Origin of the sequence: Streptomyces sp. 2-1 (assembly GCF_048564895.1) — a bacterium.
In the GTDB taxonomy this organism is placed as follows: domain Bacteria; phylum Actinomycetota; class Actinomycetes; order Streptomycetales; family Streptomycetaceae; genus Streptomyces; species Streptomyces phaeochromogenes.
On record NZ_CP183383.1, the window covers coordinates 9,862,724 to 9,880,190 of the forward strand.

The 17,467-nt window shown below is 69.4% G+C and carries 12 protein-coding genes; 10 read left to right on the forward strand and 2 right to left on the reverse strand.

The genetic code is table 11. The annotated features are described in order from the left end of the window. Positions 1–112 precede the first annotated feature (112 nt). The 3 genes from ACN20J_RS43080 to ACN20J_RS43090 all read left to right on the forward strand — a co-directional run bounded on the left by ACN20J_RS43080 (position 113) and on the right by ACN20J_RS43090 (position 4,422). Positions 113–1,096: an SCO0930 family lipoprotein gene (locus ACN20J_RS43080; RefSeq protein ID WP_269653341.1), complete on the forward strand. Its 984-nt coding sequence runs from the start codon at positions 113–115 to the stop codon at positions 1,094–1,096. A gap of 381 nt (positions 1,097–1,477) precedes the next feature. Beyond that, positions 1,478–2,290: an SAM-dependent methyltransferase gene (locus ACN20J_RS43085; protein ID WP_189839309.1), complete on the forward strand. Its 813-nt coding sequence runs from the start codon at positions 1,478–1,480 to the stop codon at positions 2,288–2,290. Next, positions 2,287–4,422 (forward strand): putative bifunctional diguanylate cyclase/phosphodiesterase, encoded by a 2,136-nt coding sequence (locus ACN20J_RS43090; RefSeq protein ID WP_189839308.1) that lies wholly within the window; start codon positions 2,287–2,289, stop codon positions 4,420–4,422. Before ACN20J_RS43085 ends, ACN20J_RS43090 begins: the two co-directional genes overlap by 4 nt. 331 nt (positions 4,423–4,753) lie before the next feature. On the opposite strand, the gene ACN20J_RS43095 is transcribed toward ACN20J_RS43090, so the two are convergent. Then, on the reverse strand, positions 4,754–5,638 hold the full coding sequence (locus tag ACN20J_RS43095; protein WP_189839307.1) for a LysR family transcriptional regulator: 885 nt from the start codon (positions 5,636–5,638) through the stop codon (positions 4,754–4,756). Positions 5,639–5,768: 130 nt separating this feature from the next. Here ACN20J_RS43095 and ACN20J_RS43100 point away from each other — a divergent pair, with 130 nt between their 5' ends. The 6 genes from ACN20J_RS43100 to ACN20J_RS43125 all read left to right on the forward strand — a co-directional run bounded on the left by ACN20J_RS43100 (position 5,769) and on the right by ACN20J_RS43125 (position 12,964). Next, positions 5,769–6,440, forward strand: coding sequence for a succinate dehydrogenase (locus ACN20J_RS43100; RefSeq protein WP_364192597.1), 672 nt, complete (start codon positions 5,769–5,771; stop codon positions 6,438–6,440). 1 nt (position 6,441) lies between these two features. Beyond that, positions 6,442–8,394, forward strand: a complete 1,953-nt coding sequence (locus ACN20J_RS43105; protein WP_190232552.1) for a fumarate reductase/succinate dehydrogenase flavoprotein subunit — start codon at positions 6,442–6,444, stop codon at positions 8,392–8,394. After that, complete coding sequence (locus tag ACN20J_RS43110) at positions 8,391–9,140, forward strand: succinate dehydrogenase/fumarate reductase iron-sulfur subunit (RefSeq protein ID WP_055611311.1); 750 nt, start codon at positions 8,391–8,393, stop codon at positions 9,138–9,140. The genes ACN20J_RS43105 and ACN20J_RS43110 overlap by 4 nt, the downstream gene beginning before the upstream one ends. Before the next feature lie 342 nt (positions 9,141–9,482). Continuing rightward, a complete protein-coding gene (locus tag ACN20J_RS43115) occupies positions 9,483–10,253 on the forward strand; it encodes a GNAT family N-acetyltransferase (RefSeq protein ID WP_419668105.1) in 771 nt (256 codons plus the stop codon). Between the two features lie 14 nt (positions 10,254–10,267). Further along, a complete protein-coding gene (locus tag ACN20J_RS43120; protein WP_419668106.1) occupies positions 10,268–11,419 on the forward strand; it encodes a lysophospholipid acyltransferase family protein in 1,152 nt (383 codons plus the stop codon). A 33-nt stretch (positions 11,420–11,452) separates the two neighbouring features. Then, complete coding sequence (locus tag ACN20J_RS43125; protein WP_419668107.1) at positions 11,453–12,964, forward strand: acyl-CoA synthetase; 1,512 nt, start codon at positions 11,453–11,455, stop codon at positions 12,962–12,964. On the opposite strand, the gene ACN20J_RS43130 is transcribed toward ACN20J_RS43125, so the two are convergent. Continuing rightward, positions 12,952–15,309: an ATP-binding cassette domain-containing protein gene (locus ACN20J_RS43130; RefSeq protein WP_419668108.1), complete on the reverse strand. Its 2,358-nt coding sequence runs from the start codon at positions 15,307–15,309 to the stop codon at positions 12,952–12,954. The two genes, ACN20J_RS43125 and ACN20J_RS43130, sit on opposite strands and share 13 nt — an antisense overlap. Positions 15,310–15,423: 114 nt before the next feature. On the opposite strand from ACN20J_RS43130, the gene ACN20J_RS43135 reads away from it, so the two are divergent. Continuing rightward, a complete protein-coding gene (locus ACN20J_RS43135; RefSeq protein ID WP_361995097.1) occupies positions 15,424–17,427 on the forward strand; it encodes a hypothetical protein in 2,004 nt (667 codons plus the stop codon). The last annotated feature ends 40 nt before the right edge of the window (positions 17,428–17,467 follow it).

A 17,467-nucleotide genomic window follows, 5' to 3' on the forward strand; every position in this document is an offset into this window, starting at 1 on the left:
CAGAAAGAAATTTGTGCGCGCTTTGAACACTCACCGCACTCCCACCCGTACCTAGGGCCATACGCGGTGTGGATCAGCGCCGCAACACCTAAGCAGACAGCGGGAGTTACCAATGAAGACCTCCTGGCGGAGCGCCTCACTCGTAGCGTCAGCTGCGGCAGTGCTGGTGCTGACGACGGCGTGCGGTCAGGACAAGGCGGACACTTCGACCGGCAGCCAGAACGTGGGCGCGGCTCCCGCGGCCAATGGTTACGGTTCCGCGGGAGCCGCGGCCAGCCCGAGCACCGGCACCAACACCGGTGCCGGCGCCCAGACGCAGAGCGCCGGACAGCTTGCCGTGGCGGACACCGACAAGCTCGGTGAGGTTGTCACGGACAGCGCGGGCATGACGCTCTACCGCTTCGACAAGGACACGGCCGAGCCGCCGAAGTCGAACTGTGACGGCGACTGCGCCACTGCCTGGCCTCCGGTTCCGGCTTCGGGCGCCACCGCGCCGATCGGCGTTGACAAGACCCTGCTCGGCGAGGTCACCCGTACCGACGGTTCCAAGCAGCTGACCTACGAGGGCTGGCCGCTGTACCGCTTCGCGAAGGACACCAAGGCCGGTGACACCAAGGGCCAGGGTGTGGGCGGCACTTGGTACGCGACGGCCCCCGACGGCAAGAAGGCCTCCGGTGGCGGAGAGGCCGCGGCCGGCGGCAGCGCGGAAGCCGCGGACCTGCCGGGTCTGTCGACCCGTAACGACCCCGAGCTCGGTGAGGTCGTCGTCGACAAGAACGGCATGACCGTCTACCGGTTCGAGAAGGACGTCCCCTGGCCGATGAAGTCGAACTGTGTCGGCGAGTGCCTGGAGAAGTGGCCGGTCGTCGCGCCGGTCGACGCCGCCGACACCAAGGGCATCGACAACAAGAACGACGGCCGGCGCGGATACGTCGTCAACAACCGCCCGGACGGCCTGAAGCAGCAGAGCATCGACTGCTGGCCGCTCTACACCTTCGCGGGCGACAAGAAGCCCGGTGACACCAACGGCCAGGGCGTCGGCGGCACGTGGTACGCCATCTCCCCGGAGGGCAAGCCGCTCGGCAAGCCGAAGTAGCCCGGCCGAAGCAACCAAGCAGAGTTGTGAACGCACAGAGAACGTGAACGCACAGAGAACGAGAGTGCCGAAAGTTCGGAAAACGTGTGCACAACCACCGGTTCGCCCCCTCCGCACCGCGCGGAGGGGGCGAAGCGGCTTTTTCACATCCGGCCGGACCCGGTCGCGTGAACGGTTTTCCACACGCTTCTTCGTAACGCTGCGCAGTTTCTCCGGAACTCTTTGGAATGCTTCGGTGCGTTTTCGTAAGGCAGTCAATTCGGCACGTGCCGGAGGCAGTGACCTGGAACGGACGGTCAATTTCCGTTTCCACTCGCTCCTTTGGCGGGCGATCAGTAGCCTCAGCTCGAACACCGGATCGTCTACGCCTTGGAGAGATAGATGGAGCGTCCCGCCTGGGCCCCGCGTGGCATCGACATCTCGGTGCCCAGCGTGAGCCGCGTCTACGACTACTACCTGGGCGGATCGCACAATTTCGAGGTCGACCGGGAAGCCGCGCGCCGGGCCATGGAGTTCATGCCGGGACTTCCCAAGATCATGCAGGCGAACCGCGCGTTCCTGCGCCGAGCCGTGCGCTTCGCGGCCGACGAGGGCATCGACCAGTTCCTCGACATCGGTTCGGGCATCCCCACCTTCGGCAACGTCCACGAGGTGGCTCAGAGTGCCCGCCCCGGCGCACGCGTCATGTACGTCGACCACGACCCGGTCGCCGTCGCGCACAGCACGGCCGTACTGGCCGGCAACGAGGACGCGGACGTGGTCACCGCCGACCTCCGCAAGCCCCGGGAGATCCTGGCGAGTCCTCAGGTTCAGCGCCTGATAGACCTGAATCAGCCAGTCGCACTCCTTCTCGTTGCCATACTTCACTTCGTGGAGGACACGGACGACCCGTACGGGGCGGTGGCAGAGCTGAGGGACGCGCTAGCGCCCGGCAGCCTGTTCGTCGTCTCGCACGCCTCGTACGAGGGACTCCCGCTCTCCCAGGAGCGGGCCGAGGGCGCCGTCGACGTCTACAAGGACATCCGCAACCCGCTGATCATGCGCTCGCGCGAGGACGTCGCGCGGTTCTTCGAGGGGTACGACATGGTGGAACCCGGACTGGTGCCGATGGCGAAATGGCGGCCCGACTCGGCGTCCGAGGACGAGGATCCTTATTCCTACTCGGGTTTCGCGGGCGTGGGGCGCAAGGCGTGACCGCCGAGCCGGACGGGCCGGAGGACAGACTGCGCAGGTTCGCGACGATCTGGAGCCGGGCCGTGTTCCCGGCGACCGCGACATCGCTGACCCGGCCGGAGTTCGAGCAGCGCCTGGTGCCGCTCGCCCGGCGGCTCAGTGACGCGCTGCGGGCCAGGACGTTCGAGGCGGCCGAGGGCCAGGCCGTCGGTGCCGCGCTCATCGACGCGCACTGCACCGAACCCGAGGCGCTCAGCCGCACACTCGACTGCGTCGACGCCTACCTGGTGCTCTACTGCGGCGGCGACGGGTCCCAGGAGGCCCTGCGCACCCGCTCCGCGCGCCTGCAGCACGCCATGGCCGCCGGGTTCGCGCACGCGCTGCGTGAACGGACGCTGGCCGAGCAGGAGTCCATCGCACGCGCCGCCCTCCAGGCCCAGGGCGTCGTGGCCGACGCGCTGCACGCCACCGAGGCACGCTTCCGCGCGGTCTTCGAGGGCGCCGCGATAGGCATCGGCGTCGCCGACCTCGACGGCAACATCCTTCAGGTGAACAACGCCCTGCTGCGGATGTTCGGCGGCACCGAGCAGTTGATGCGCGGCCGTAACGTCACCGAGTGGACCCACCCCGAGGACGCCCCCCAGGTGTGGCGGCTCTACGAGGAGTTGGTGCGCGGCGACCGCGAGCACTACCACGTGGAGAAGGCCTTCTACCGCCCCGACGGAACGGTTCTGTGGACCAACCTGACCGTCTCCCTGCTGCGTGACGCGGACGGCCGGCCCCAGTTCCAGCTCGCACTCATGGAGGACACCACCGAGCGGCGGCTGCTCAATCTGCGGCTGCGGTACGAGGCCACGCACGACGCGCTCACCGGACTGCCCAACCGGACGCTGTTCTTCGAGCGGCTCGACAAGGCGCTCGCGGCGGGCGACGGCATGCGCTTCGGTCTCTGCTACCTCGACCTCGACGGCTTCAAGACCATCAACGACAGCCTCGGGCACGCGGCCGGCGACCGGCTGCTCGTCGAGGTCGCCGACCGGCTGCAGTCCTGCGCGACCGCGCCCGGTGAGATGGTCGCCCGGCTCGGCGGCGACGAGTTCGTCGCCCTGACGACCGGGCCCGACACCGAGAGCGAGGTCGACGCGCTCGCCGACCGCATCATGAACGCCCTGATCACACCGGTGCGCATCGACGGCAGGGAACTGACCGTCCGCGGCAGCATCGGCATAGTCGAGGGCCCGGCGGGCGAGCGCGGCCCGGCCGAGGTGCTGCGCAGCGCCGACATCACGATGTACCGCGCCAAGTCGGCGGGCGGCAACCGCTACGAACTCGCCGACCCCGAGGCCGACGCCCGTGCCATCACCCGGCACGGGCTCACCACGGCGCTGCCCGCGGCCCTGGACCGCAACGAGTTCTTCATCGAGTACCAGCCGCTCGTCCACCTCGGCGACGGCAGTGTGCGCGGTGCGGAGGCGCTCGTGCGCTGGCTGCATCCGCAGCACGGTGTGCTCGGGCCCGACCGGTTCATCCCGCTCGCCGAGCACACCGGCCTGATCGTGCCGCTCGGCCGCTGGGTCCTGGAGCAGTCGGTCCGCCAGGCCCGCGAGTGGCAGGAACGTCACGCCGAGGCGGGTCCGCTGCGCATCAACGTGAACCTCTCGCCGTGCCAGCTGACCCATCCCGGCCTGGTCGCCGACACCGTCGACATCCTGGAGCGCATCGGGCTCGACCCGTCCTCGCTCTGCCTGGAGGTCACCGAGTCCGCCCTGATCGGCGCCGACGACGACCTGCTGAAGCCGCTGCGCCGGCTCGCCGAGATGGGCGTCGACATCGCCCTCGACGACTTCGGCACGGGCTATTCGAACCTCGCCAACCTGCGTCGCCTCCCGGTGAGCATCCTCAAGCTGGACCGTTCCTTCACCCAGGGCATGCAGCAGTTCCCCGCGGATCCCGTCGACCTCAAGATCGTCGAAGGGATCGTTACTCTGGCCCACAGCCTGGACCTCGCGGTCACGGTCGAGGGCGTCGAAACTGCCGCCCAGGCCGAACAACTCCGCATACTCGGCTGCGACACGGCCCAGGGCTGGTACTACGCCCGCCCGGGCCCCCCGGACCGCCTCCACGAACTGGCGCTGGTGGACGCGACGGGCTGAGCGGGACCGCTCCGCGGGGGCTCCGTTTTGGGGTGCGGGGTGCGGGCGTGCTGTGGCCGGCCGCGCAGTTCCCCGCGCCCCTGAAAAACGGGGCTGCGCCCCTGGCTTTTGCCTTCCAGGGGCGCGCACCTACACCCAACACCCCACGGCAACCTCCACCCCCTCAGGGGCGCGAGGAACCGCGCACTGAGCTGAAACGAACCCGCACCCAACACCCACGCTGACCCCCACCCACCTAGGGGCGCGAGGAACTGCGCGACCAGCCGAAACCGACCCGCACCCCCGAACGCCGCTCCACCAAAACGGAGCCACCCCGCACCCCGGCGGAGCCTCACCGCTCCAACAACATCCGCTGAAGCTCCCGAGCCGCCCGAGGCGGAGCCACATCACTGCGATGCGCCAACGCGATGGTCCGAGCCAGCCCGGGCCGCGCAAGCGGCGTCACCCGCAACCCCCGCCCGGTCCGCGCAGCGACCATCCGCGGCACCACAGCCACCCCCAGCCCCGCCCGGACAAACCCCAACACCGCGTCCATCTCCCCACCCTCCACCGCGAAATCCGGCTCGAACCCCGCGGAGCGACACGCGGCGACGGTCAGCTCCCGCAGGTCGTACCCGTGCCGGAACATCACCAGCCGCTCACCCTCCAGGTCGGAAACCCGCACGGACCGCCGCCCACCCCCCGGCGCCGAAGCCTCCGGCGACGACACCACCACCAGGTCCTCCCGCAGTACCTCCACCGTGGTCAGCGCGGGCGACGGCGTGGGCAGCGGCAGCACGACGAGAGCGAGATCGAGCGCCCCGCGCGCAAGCTCCCGTACGAGATCGTGCGAGCCCCCCTCCTCGATCAGCAGCCGGATGCCGGGATACCGGTCGTGGAAGGCACGCAGCACATCCGGCAGCAGACCCGTGCACAGGCTCGGCGTCGCCCCCAGCCGGACCCGCCCGCTGCGCAGCTGGGCCAGCTCCTGGACCTCGTGCCGGGCCGTGTCCGCGTCGGCCAGGATGCGGCGGGCCAGCGGCAGCAGCGCCTCGCCCGCGTCCGTGAGCGTGATGTTCCCGCGCGCCCGGAGGAAGAGATCGGCGCCCAACTCCCGCTCCAGCGCCTTGATCTGCTGGGAGAGCGACGGCTGAGCGACATGGACCAGATCGGCGGCCCGGGTGAAGTGCCGGGTCTCGGCGACGGCCACGAAGTACTGGAGCTGCTGGAACTGCATCCCTCAAGAATACGCCCACGATAGCCAGGGCCTATCGAAACGAGCCGGACCATGTCTTGGACCGATCGGCACTCCCGGCCCTAGCGTGCGTTCCATGGCTCTGGCAACGCGGACGGAACGAAAACCGTCCATGACGCGCACCATGTGGGACTCGTCCGTCGGCAAGAAGACCGTGATGGCCGTCAGCGGCCTGATCATGCTGGGGTACCTGGTCGTCCACATGCTGGGCAACCTGAAGATCTTCTTCGGGTCGGACGAGTTCAACCACTACGCGCACTGGCTGCGCACCATCGGCGAGCCCTTCCTGCACTACGAGTGGGCGCTGTGGATCATCCGCGTGGTCCTGGTCGCCGCCGTCGTCGCCCACGCCGTCTCCGCGTACCAGCTCAGCCGCCGCGACATCAAAGCGCGCCCCACCAAGTACGTACACAAGAAGCCCCGGGCCAGCTACGCCACCCGCACCATGCGCTGGGGCGGGATCATCCTCGGCCTGTTCATCGTCTGGCACATCCTCGACCTGACGACCGGCACCGTGCACCCGGGCGGCTTCCAGCACGGACACCCGTACCAGAACGTGATCGACACCTTCTCCACCTGGTATGGCAACGCCATCTACATCGTCGCGATGCTCGCGCTCGGCCTGCACGTACAGCACGGCTTCTGGAGCGCGGCACAGACTCTCGGCGTGGGCAGCCGCACCCGCGACCGGGCCTTCAAGACCATCGCCAACGTGCTCGCGGTGGTGCTGACGGCGGGCTTCATCGCCGTACCCGTGGGCGTGATGACCGGAGTGGTGAGCTGACATGACCGCTGAATTCGCCGAGTACACGACCGGAGAGCCGGTCGTCGACACCAAGGCCCCCGAGGGACCGGTCGGTGAGCGCTGGGACACCCGCCGCTTCGAGGCCAAGCTGGTCAACCCCGCCAACCGCCGCAAGCACACCGTGATAGTTGTCGGCACGGGTCTGGCGGGCGGCTCCGCCGGCGCCACGCTCGCCGAACAGGGTTACCACGTCGTGCAGTTCTGCTACCAGGACTCCCCGCGCCGCGCCCACTCGATCGCCGCGCAGGGCGGCATCAACGCCGCCAAGAACTACCGCAACGACGGCGACTCGATCCACCGGCTGTTCTACGACACCGTCAAGGGCGGCGACTTCAGGGCGCGCGAGTCCAACGTCCACCGCCTGGCGCAGATCTCCGTCGAGATCATCGACCAGTGCGTCGCTCAGGGCGTGCCCTTCGCCCGCGAGTACGGCGGCCTCCTCGACACCCGTTCCTTCGGCGGCGTCCAGGTGTCCCGCACCTTCTACGCCCGCGGCCAGACGGGCCAGCAACTCCTGCTCGGCGCCTATCAGGCGCTGTCCCGGCAGATCGCCGCCGGGAACATCGAGATGCATCCGCGTACCGAGATGCTCGACCTGATCGTGGTCGACGGACGGGCGCGCGGCATCGTCGCCCGCGATCTGATCACCGGGAAGATCGATACGTACTACGCGGACGCCGTCGTGCTCGCGAGCGGCGGTTACGGCAACGTCTTCTACCTCTCCACGAACGCCATGAACTCCAACGCCACCGCGATCTGGCGGGCCCACCGGCGCGGCGCCTACTTCGCCAACCCGTGCTTCACCCAGATCCACCCCACCTGCATTCCGCGCACCGGCGAGCACCAGTCCAAGCTCACGCTGATGAGCGAGTCGCTGCGCAACGACGGCCGGATCTGGGTCCCGAAGGCGAAGGGCGACGACCGCCCCGCGAACGAGATCCCCGAGGCCGAGCGCGACTACTACCTGGAGCGCATCTACCCCTCCTTCGGCAACCTCGTCCCGCGCGACATCGCCTCCCGCGCCGCGAAGAACGTCTGCGACGAGGGCAGGGGAGTGGGCCCCGGCGGCCAGGGCGTGTACCTCGACTTCGCCGACGCCATCGGGCGTATGGGCCGCAAGGCGGTCGAGGCCAAGTACGGCAACCTCTTCGACATGTACCAGCGGATCACCGACGAGGATCCGTACGAGGTGCCGATGCGGATCTACCCCGCCGTGCACTACACGATGGGCGGCCTTTGGGTCGACTACGACCTCCAGACCACCGTCCCGGGCCTGTTCGCGATCGGCGAGGCCAACTTCTCGGACCACGGCGCGAACCGGCTCGGCGCGTCCGCGCTGATGCAGGGCCTCGCCGACGGCTACTTCGTCCTCCCGTCGACCATCAACGACTACCTCGCCCGCAACCCGCACCACGAGGAGGTGGATGACGAACACCCCGTCGTCCAGGAGGTGTTGGCCGACACCGAGGACCGGCTGCGGCTGCTCCTCGCCGTCGACGGCGACCGCACCCCCGACTCCTTCCACCGCGAACTCGGCGAGCTGATGTGGGAGTTCTGCGGAATGGCGCGTACGGACTCGGGGCTGCGCAAGGCCCTGGAGCGCATCCCGCAGATCCGCGAGGAGTTCTGGCGGCGCATCAAGGTCCCCGGCACCGGTGAGGAGTTCAACCAGTCGCTGGAGAAGGCCAACCGCATCGTCGACTACCTGGAGCTCGCCGAGCTGATGTGCCTCGACGCGCTGCACCGCGACGAGTCCTGCGGCGGCCACTTCCGCGAGGAGTCCCAGACCCCGGACGGCGAGGCGGAGCGCCGGGACGAGGAGTTCTCGTACGCGGCCGCCTGGGAGTTCACCGAGACGGGCTCTTCCCCCGTGCTCCACAAGGAAGAGCTGACCTTCGAGTACGTCCACCCCACCCAGCGGAGCTACGCATGAAGCTCACCCTGCGCGTCTGGCGGCAGCGCAACGCCGACGCCGACGGAGCGATGTCCACGTACGAAGTGGACGACATCTCGGCAGACATGTCCTTCCTGGAGATGCTGGACACCCTCAACGAGGAGCTCATCCTCAAGGGCGAGGACCCCGTCGCCTTCGACCACGACTGCCGCGAGGGCATCTGCGGTGCGTGCTCGCTCGTCATCAACGGCGACGCGCACGGGCCGGAACGCACGACCTCCTGCCAGCTGCACATGCGGTCCTTCGAGGACGGCGACACGATCGACATCGAGCCGTGGCGCGCCTCCGCCTTCCCGGTCGTCAAGGACCTGGTCGTCGACCGGTCCGCCTTCGACCGGATCATCCAGGCCGGCGGCTACGTCACCGCCCCGACCGGCGCCGCACCCGAGGCCCACGCCACGCCCGTGCCGAAGCCGGACGCCGATTTCGCCTTCGAGCACGCCGAATGCATCGGCTGCGGGGCATGTGTGGCGGCCTGCCCGAACGGCGCGGCGATGCTCTTCACCTCGGCGAAGATCAACCACCTGAACGTGCTGCCGCAGGGCGCGCCGGAGCGGGAGACCCGGGTGCTGGACATGGTGGCGCAGATGGACGAGGAGGGATTCGGCGGGTGCACGCTCGCCGGGGAGTGCGCGACGGCCTGCCCGAAGGGAATTCCACTGGTATCCATCACGGGCATGAACAAGGAGTGGCTGCGGGCCACCCGGAAGGCCGGAAAGCGGTAGCGCTCCGCCGGCGCGTCGCTATTCGGCTGCGGGGCGTGGGGGCTGGTCACGCAGTTCCCCGCGCCCATTTCGTGCGCGGCCGGCCGCGGTTCTTTCGGGGCGCGGTTCGCCGCGGTCTTACGGGGGCTTTAGTGGGCGTTCGCCTAAGGTGCGGACGGGCGGGCCGGAGTGTATTCAACCTCGGCCCTGCCGGGCACCCCTGGCATTCAACAAGCTCACACCCGGTCTCTCTCCGGGGGTTACTCGCCGGTCAGCCGGCGTCGGAAGAACAGGAGCGCACGGACCGTTCGTTTCGGTCCGCCGCGCCGCTCCGCCGAACCGGCCCGTGACCAGGAGAGTGCCATGACCGGCGTTTCCACGCTCGACAGCCCCCCACTGTCGACGGCCCCCACCCGCTACACCGTCACCCTCGCCCGCGACGAGGCGGACGTCCGCGCCGCCCAGCGGCTGCGTCACGATGTCTTCGCCGGGGAGATGGGCGCACTGCTCTCCTCCTCGCAGCCGGGCCTCGACGTCGACGCCTTCGACGCGTACTGCGACCACCTGCTCGTACGCGACACCACGACCGGGCAGGTGGTCGGCACGTACCGGCTGCTGCCGCCCGACCGCGCGGCGATCGCCGGACGGCTCTACTCGGAGGGTGAGTTCGACCTCGGACCGCTGGCCGGGATCCGCTCCGGGCTCGTCGAGGTCGGCCGCTCCTGCGTCCACCCCGACCACCGCGACGGCGCGGTCATCGGTCTCATATGGGCCGGGATCGCCCGCTACATGGTCGACGGCGGCCACGAGTGGCTGGCCGGCTGCTGCTCCATCCCGCTCGCCGACGGCGGCACGCTCGCCGCGGGCACCTGGGACCGGGTGCGGGACAAGCACCTGGCGCCCGAGGAGTACCGGATACGTCCGCTGCTGCCGTGGAGCGCTGAGGGCGTCACCCGCCCCGTCCGCACCGAGCTGCCCCCGCTGCTGCGCGGCTACCTCCGCCTCGGCGCCTGGGTCTGCGCGGAACCGGCCCACGACCCCGACTTCGGCGTCGCCGACCTGTACGTGCTGCTGTCGATGCGCCGGGTCAACCCGCGCTACCTGCGGCACTTCCTGTCGCTCGTGCCGGCGTGATCACCGTGTCCCGCATGGGTGCGATGGGTGCCACGGGTGTGTCTCGTGTGGCCGTGAAGCTCCGCCCGCGCCGGGGCGGCACCACGACGCTCGTGAGCCCGGGCGTGAGCACTCCGGTGTTCCCGGGCACGGGCCTCGGGAAGGTGCCGCGACCTCGGCGCGGCGGGGTGCGCGTCGGGGCAGGGGAACGTCCTGGCGGGGCCGGGGAACGTCCGGTCGCGGGGCCCTCGGCACCCGCCCCGGTGAGCGCGTGGCTGCCCAGCGCCCCGTGCTCCCGGGTCTGTGTGGAGTCCGTCGGGTCGCCGGCCGCCGTGCCGCGCGCCCTGGTGCGGCTGGCCGCGCTCCTGGCCGTGCTCCTCTTCGGGATCGTGCTGATCCCGGTCGTGGGGCGGCTCGCCGCCGTGTGGCGCGACCGGCTCACCCGGACGTGGTGCCGGACGATCGTGCGCGCCACGGGCGTCCGGCTGCGGATCACCGGGGCGGCCCCGCCCGGCGGCGGACTGCTCCTCGTGGCCAACCACATCTCCTGGCTGGACATCCCCCTGCTCGCCGCCGTCCGCCCCGCCCGGATGCTCGCCAAGGCGGAGATCAGGCAGTGGCCCGTGGCCGGCGTGCTCACCGCGAGCAGCGGCGCGCTGTTCATCCAGCGTGACCGTCTGCGCGCGCTGCCGAGGACGGTCGAACGGATCGCGGACTCCCTGCGCGGCGGATCGGCCGTCGTGGTCTTCCCGGAAGGGAGCACCTGGTGCGGCCGAGCCCAGGGCCGCTTCCGCAGAGCCGCCTTCCAGGCCGCCCTGGACGCCGGCGTGCCCGTCCAGCCGGTGCACCTCCACTACCGGTTCGACGGGGGAGCGGCGACCACCGCGCCCGCGTTCGTCGGGAGCGACTCGCTGCTCACCTCGGTCTGGCGGGTCCTGTCGGCCCGCGCCCTCGTGGCCGAGGTACGCGTCGAGCCGGTGCTCGGGGCGGGCAGCGCGCCCGACCGGCGAACGCTTGCCCTCGCCGCCGAGACCGCCACCAATGGGGCTGCCACCAATGGGGCGGCCGACACCGGGACGGCCGTCGTCGAGACCGCCGACGCCCACCGGAGGAGCGCCGAAGCCCGCCGGAGGAGCACCGACGCCCACGGAATGAGCGCGAACTCGGAGGCGTATGCACATCTCTGACGTACCGTCACAGCCGCGGGGTACCGTCCCCGCATGTATCCCGGAGCGTACGACCCCGCCAGGCCGGCCGTCGTCACCGCGGACGGCGGCCGGACCCTCACCTACGGCCAACTCGAAGATCGTTCCCTGCGCCTCGCGGACCACCTGCGGACCGCCGGACTGCGCCCGGGCGACCATCTGGCGCTCCTCTCCGACAACGACCCACGCGTCCTGGAGGTCTACTGGGCGGCCGTCCGCTCCGGCCTCTACCTCACCGTCGTCAACCATCACCTGACCGCCGACGAGGCCGCGTACATCGTCCGCGACTGCGGTGCGAGCGCACTCGTCGTCTCCGGACCGCTCACCGAACTCGGGGAGCGAATACGGCAGTTGGTGCCCGGCCCGGCCGCGCACCTGGGCTTCGACGACGGCTCGTACGAGCGGGCGCTTGCCGCCGCCTCCCCCGAACCCCCGGACCACCAGCCCCGCGGCGCCGACATGCTCTACTCCTCCGGCACCACCGGCCGCCCCAAGGGCATCGCACCGGCGCTCCCCGAGGGTGACGTCCGCGAGGTGATGACGATGTACCAGTTGCTCTTCCAGCCCATGTACGGCTTCGGCGAGGACACCGTCTACCTCTGCCCGGCCCCGCTCTACCACGCCGCGCCCCTCCGCTTCAGCCATGTCGTCACGGCGACCGGCGGCACGATCGTTCTCATGAACTCCTTCGATCCACAAGGGGCGTTGGAGGCGATCGAGCGCCACCGGGTGACGCACAGCCAGTGGGTGCCCACCATGTTCGTACGGATGCTGAAGCTGCCGCGCGAGGTGCGGGAGGCGTACGACGTGTCGTCGCTGAAGGTCGCCATCCACGCCGCCGCGCCCTGCCCCGTCGAGGTCAAATGGCGGATGATGGCCTGGTGGGGTTCCGTCCTGTACGAGTACTACGCGGCGACGGAGGCCAACGGGATCACGTTCATCGGGCCCGAGGAGTGGCTGCGCAAACCGGGTTCCGTGGGCCGCGGCGGACTCCTCGGCGAGCTGCGCATCTGCGGCGAGGACGGCAAGGTGCTGCCGGTCGGAGAGACCGGAACCGTGTACTTCGAGCGTGAGGAACTCCCGTTCAGGTACCACAACGACGACGCGCGCACCCGTGAGGCGCAGCACCCCGAGCACCCCAACTGGACGACCACCGGCGACATCGGACACGTCGACGAGGACGGCTACCTCTTCCTCACCGACCGCAGGGCCTTCACGATCATCTCCGGCGGCGTGAACATCTACCCGCAGGAGATCGAGGACTGTCTGACCCTGCACCCCAAGGTCACCGACGTCGCGGTCGTCGGTGTCCCGGACGCGGAGATGGGCGAGGCGGTCAAGGCGGTCGTCCAGCCCGCCCCCGGCGCGGCCCCCGGCCCCGAACTCGAACGCGAGCTCCTCGACTTCGTCCGCGACCGCATCGCCCACTACAAGTCGCCCCGCAGCGTGGACTTCACGGACGCGCTGCCGCGCACGCCCACGGGCAAACTGGCCAAGTCCCATCTCAGGAAGGCCTATTGGGACTGAGAGGCCTCGGTGCCCAGCGCACGGGCGAGGTACGGAGCCGTGGTGCTCGACTCCGCCCGTGCGACCTCCGCCGGAGGCCCCGCCGCCACGATCCGGCCGCCCGCGTCGCCGCCGCCCGGCCCCAGGTCGATCACCCAGTCCGCACCCGCCACCACCGCCATGTCGTGCTCCACGACCACGACGCTGTGCCCGCCGTCCACCAGACCGTGCAACTGCCGCATCAGGACCTCGACATCGGCCGGGTGCAGACCGGTCGTCGGCTCGTCGAGCAGATAGAGCGTGTGACCCCTGCGTACGCGCTGGAGTTCGCTCGCCAGCTTGATGCGCTGCGCCTCGCCGCCGGACAGCTCGGTCGCCGGCTGCCCGAGCCGCAGATAGCCGAGCCCGACATCGAGGAGGGTGGCGAGGCTGCGCGCGACGGCCGGAGTGTCCGCGAAGAACTCCGCCGCGGCCTCGACCGTCAGGTCCAGCACCTGCGCGATGTTCCGTTCCCTGTATGTGACTTCGAGCGTCTCGGGGTTGTAGCGCGCCCCGCCGCAGTCCGGGCACGGGGCATAGGTGCTCGGCAGGAAGAGCAGCTCGACGCTGACGAACCCCTCGCCCTGACAGGTCTCGCAGCGCCCGCCCGCCACGTTGAACGAGAACCGCCCCACCCCGTAACCGCGCCGGTGCGCCTCCTCCGTGGCCGCGAAGACCTTCCGCACGACGTCGAACAGCCCCGTGTACGTCGCCAGATTCGAGCGGGGCGTACGGCCGATGGGCTTCTGGTCGACAGCGACCAGCCGTCCCACGCCCGGAAGTTCCTCCGTGATCTCCCCGATGAGCGTGGACTTGCCCGAGCCGGAAACACCGGTGACCGCGGTGAGCACGCCGAGCGGGAACTCGGCGGTCACCCCGCGCAGGTTGTGCCGTGTCACCGGGCCGACCTTCAACTGGCCGCGCGGCGCCCGGACTTTACGTACCGGAGCGGGGGAGCGGTCGAAGAGGAACCGGGCCGTCGCCGACTCCGCGACACTCTCCAGCTCCGCCACCGGGCCGCTGTGCAACACCTCTCCGCCGTGCTCGCCCGCCTTCGGCCCCACGTCGACGAGCCAGTCGGCGCCACGCATGACATCGAGATGGTGCTCCACGACGAACACCGAGTTGCCGGACGCCTTCAGCCGGTCGAGGACGGTGAGCAGCGCCTCCGTGTCCGCCGGGTGCAGTCCGGCGGACGGCTCGTCGAGGACGTACACGACCCCGAAGAGACCGGAACGCAACTGCGTGGCCAGACGCAGCCGTTGAAGCTCACCCGCCGACAGCGTCGGGGTGGCGCGGTCGAGGCTGAGATAGCCGAGGCCCAGCTCGGTGACGGGGCCGATACGCGCGAGCAGATCCTCGGTGAGGACGCGGGAGGTCTCCGAATCGCCATGTCCGGTGAGGGAGTCGGCCAGTTCGACGAGCGGCAGCGCGGCCAGCTCCGCGATGTTCCGGCCCGCGAACGTCACCGCGAGCGCCTCGGCCCGCAGCCGCCTACCACCGCACACCGGACAGGGCGCGGCCTCCAGAAACCGCTCGGCCTTCGCCCGCAGCGTCTGACTCTTGGAGTCCGAGAAGGTCTTCATGACATAGCGCCGAGCGCTCATGTACGTGCCCTGGTACGGGCGTTGGATCCGCTCGGCGTCCCGCACCGGATGCACGGTCACGACCGGCTGCTCGTCCGTGAACAGGATCCACTCGCGCTGCTCGGCGGGCAGCTCGCGCCACGGCCGGTCCACGTCGTACCCCAGCGCGTCGAGGACATCGCGCAGGTTCTTGCCCTGCCATGCGCCCGGCCACGCGGCGATCGCACCCTCGCGGATCGACAGTGACGGGTCGGGCACCAGCGACTCCTCGGTCGTACGGTGCACCCGGCCGAGCCCGTGACACTCCGGGCAGGCCCCGGCGGCCGTGTTCGACGAGAAGGAGTCCGAGTCGAGACGCTCGGCCCCCGGCGGGTAGTCGCCCGCGCGCGAGAACAGCATCCGCAGCGAGTTGGAGAGGTTGGTGACCGTGCCCACCGAGGAGCGCGAGGTCGGCGTCGACCGCCGCTGCTGCAACGACACCGCCGGCGGCAGCCCGCTGATGTCCCCGACCTTCGGCGCCCCCACCTGATGGATCAGGCGCCGCGCGTACGGGGCCACCGACTCGAAGTACCGCCGCTGCGCCTCCGCGTAGATCGTCCCGAAGGCGAGCGAGGACTTCCCGGACCCGGACACCCCCGTGAAGACCGCCAGCACATCCCGCGGAACATCGACATCGACCCCCTTGAGATTGTGCTCACGGGCACCACGCACACGGACGTACGGGTCGTGGGGGCTGTGCATGTGACGGACTCCGGCTGGCTAGAGGCAAGGGACACGATACAAGGGGGGACTGTTCCATCTGTGCTCTCGCCTGCAGTGATGCGCCCATCGAATGTTGAGGAAAACGCGGTCCGCATGCTGGTCACATCGGCCGGATTCGGCGGTGCGCGGGCGACATCGAGCCGGGACCATATGGGTCTGGTACCGGAAGCGTCGCAGAGGGTCGCCATCGCACTTCAGGCTGCCTTCTCGGGGGAGGGCGTTGTGGTGGGTATCTCTACGCAGGAACGACGAGAGCGTTATTTCCAGGCCATTTCGATCCATTCCCCGACGCCGGAAGAGACGACCCCCGACAAGCCTCGGGCCGAATCGGTCGAGAACGAGAATCGAGCCTCGCGCACAGAGGTGACCAGACGACTGTGCGCAGCCGCCCACGCCCGCCCCGACCGGGTGGAGCCGATCCGGACAGGATGGAGACACCTTCGGACCCACGGTTTCGGGCTCAACTCGGTGCGCGCCCTGCGGAACAACGAGCGACCCCGGTGGCAGCACCCGGAACCGACCTGTCCGCCGCTGGGCGAACCCCTCGCCAAATGGGCGATCGGGAAGGTACTCCTGTCCCGAATACGCGTGGTGCCCTCCTTCGGATTTGATCTCGGGCCTGTGCTCGCGCATTGTCTTGCGGCGCGTAGACAATGGCGCGTTCGTCGTGCAGTACTCACTGTTGTGCTGAGTTGGATCGCCTACCAGTTTCCGCTCGGCGTCGGTGTATGGGCGCTTACAGCTGGTCTCGCGTTGGTGGTTGCCCTGCCTACGAGGCGGAATTCGTGGCGCTCTGTGCGGCGACGTCGTTGGGCAGGGCGGGCCTGGGTAGCGGCGCTCCTACTGTTGCTGCTTCCACTGCTGGTGACAGTGTTACGTCCGACTAGCCGGATCGGCTCGGAGACCTTCTGGGCGGCCGAGTTCGCCACGCTCGCATTCGTTGTTGTGCGGATAGCGGACCGGCTCGTCGCGATCGGCTATGCCTTGATGTGCGACCTGGACCGGCGTAATCCATGGACTGGGCCGCGAAACCGCAGCCGAATCGCCGTGATCGAACGGGCACAGGAACACAATGCCCTCCCGTATGAGCTCTACGCGACACGCTGGCGTTTCATCGGAGCCGGCAAGTCTCCATGGGGCCGGTCGACCGTCAGCATCAAGCTGCAGGGTGAGAAGGACGACGAGGACGAAACGGTCCGCAAGGAATTCGAGGCATTCGACACCGAAGAGCTCCTCGCCGCTGTGAGCGAAGACCTGGAGGACCTGCGCCTCGGCGAGCCGCCCTTCCACCCGCTCCGCTGCGAGGTCGAGGACGTGTGGGGTGTGCCGGACCGGCGATGGGCGCGTCTGTCGAAAAGTCCCGGCGCCAACGGTCCGAGCGAGGAGGACGACTGGGGACAGGCGCAGGACGTGACTGTGTCCGGGCTCGAAATCCGACGGTATCTGTGCGCGCAGGTGCGTACTTGGTCGGGGCAACTGGTCGTCACAGTTCTGGGGTCTGCGGTGATCGAAGGACAGGAACTGCACTTCGTCGTGCGGCCGCATGTGCTGTCGCCCCTGTTCGAAGAGGTCGAAGAGGCGGTGGACCCGGACCTGCTCCGTCGGATCACCACCTTCGCCTTGGTTCCGCTGCAGGCGCTGGCGGACCTCCTGGCTCTAGGCCTCGCTGGCTGGCGCTTTCTGAGGTGGTGGACGCGTGAACACCAGGAGGTGACGTCGGACGAACCGTTGTCGACGGTTCCGAAGAGGCCGATGCCGACAAGCCTGCGAGAGCGCTATTCGCCCGTGTATACGAGAGATATGCACGTGTCCGAGGACGCTGTGCGACATGTGGCGATCGTCCAGTCGTCCATGTTCGCCACAGTTGAGGAATTCCTTGAGAACAAGGGTGTCGACGTCACGGAATTCCAGCGGCAGGTACAGAAGATCATGACGGTCATCCACGCCGGCGACAACAACATCATCCAAGCCGTCACCGCTGGGAGGGATGTGCAGGACGTGCGCCAGGGGCAGGACGAGTCTCAAGACCGGCAGCCGAGCCGACAGGACGACCGAGAGCAGAGCGACAAGGAATCGACGAAGGGTGATGTGAAATGAACCGTTTCCGGCGCGAGGGCGGCTGGAGGAGCAAGAAGGA

Coding starts and splice junctions, on each gene's coding strand:
- ACN20J_RS43080 (WP_269653341.1), top strand. CDS start 113: ATGAAGACCTCCTGGCGGAGCGCCTCACTCGTAGCGTCAGCTGCGGCA.
- ACN20J_RS43085 (WP_189839309.1), top strand. CDS start 1,478: ATGGAGCGTCCCGCCTGGGCCCCGCGTGGCATCGACATCTCGGTGCCC.
- ACN20J_RS43095 (WP_189839307.1), bottom strand. CDS start 5,638: ATGCAGTTCCAGCAGCTCCAGTACTTCGTGGCCGTCGCCGAGACCCGG.
- ACN20J_RS43100 (WP_364192597.1), top strand. CDS start 5,769: ATGACGCGCACCATGTGGGACTCGTCCGTCGGCAAGAAGACCGTGATG.
- ACN20J_RS43105 (WP_190232552.1), top strand. CDS start 6,442: ATGACCGCTGAATTCGCCGAGTACACGACCGGAGAGCCGGTCGTCGAC.
- ACN20J_RS43110 (WP_055611311.1), top strand. CDS start 8,391: ATGAAGCTCACCCTGCGCGTCTGGCGGCAGCGCAACGCCGACGCCGAC.
- ACN20J_RS43115 (WP_419668105.1), top strand. CDS start 9,483: ATGACCGGCGTTTCCACGCTCGACAGCCCCCCACTGTCGACGGCCCCC.
- ACN20J_RS43120 (WP_419668106.1), top strand. CDS start 10,268: ATGGGTGCGATGGGTGCCACGGGTGTGTCTCGTGTGGCCGTGAAGCTC.
- ACN20J_RS43125 (WP_419668107.1), top strand. CDS start 11,453: ATGTATCCCGGAGCGTACGACCCCGCCAGGCCGGCCGTCGTCACCGCG.
- ACN20J_RS43130 (WP_419668108.1), bottom strand. CDS start 15,309: ATGCACAGCCCCCACGACCCGTACGTCCGTGTGCGTGGTGCCCGTGAG.
- ACN20J_RS43135 (WP_361995097.1), top strand. CDS start 15,424: ATGCTGGTCACATCGGCCGGATTCGGCGGTGCGCGGGCGACATCGAGC.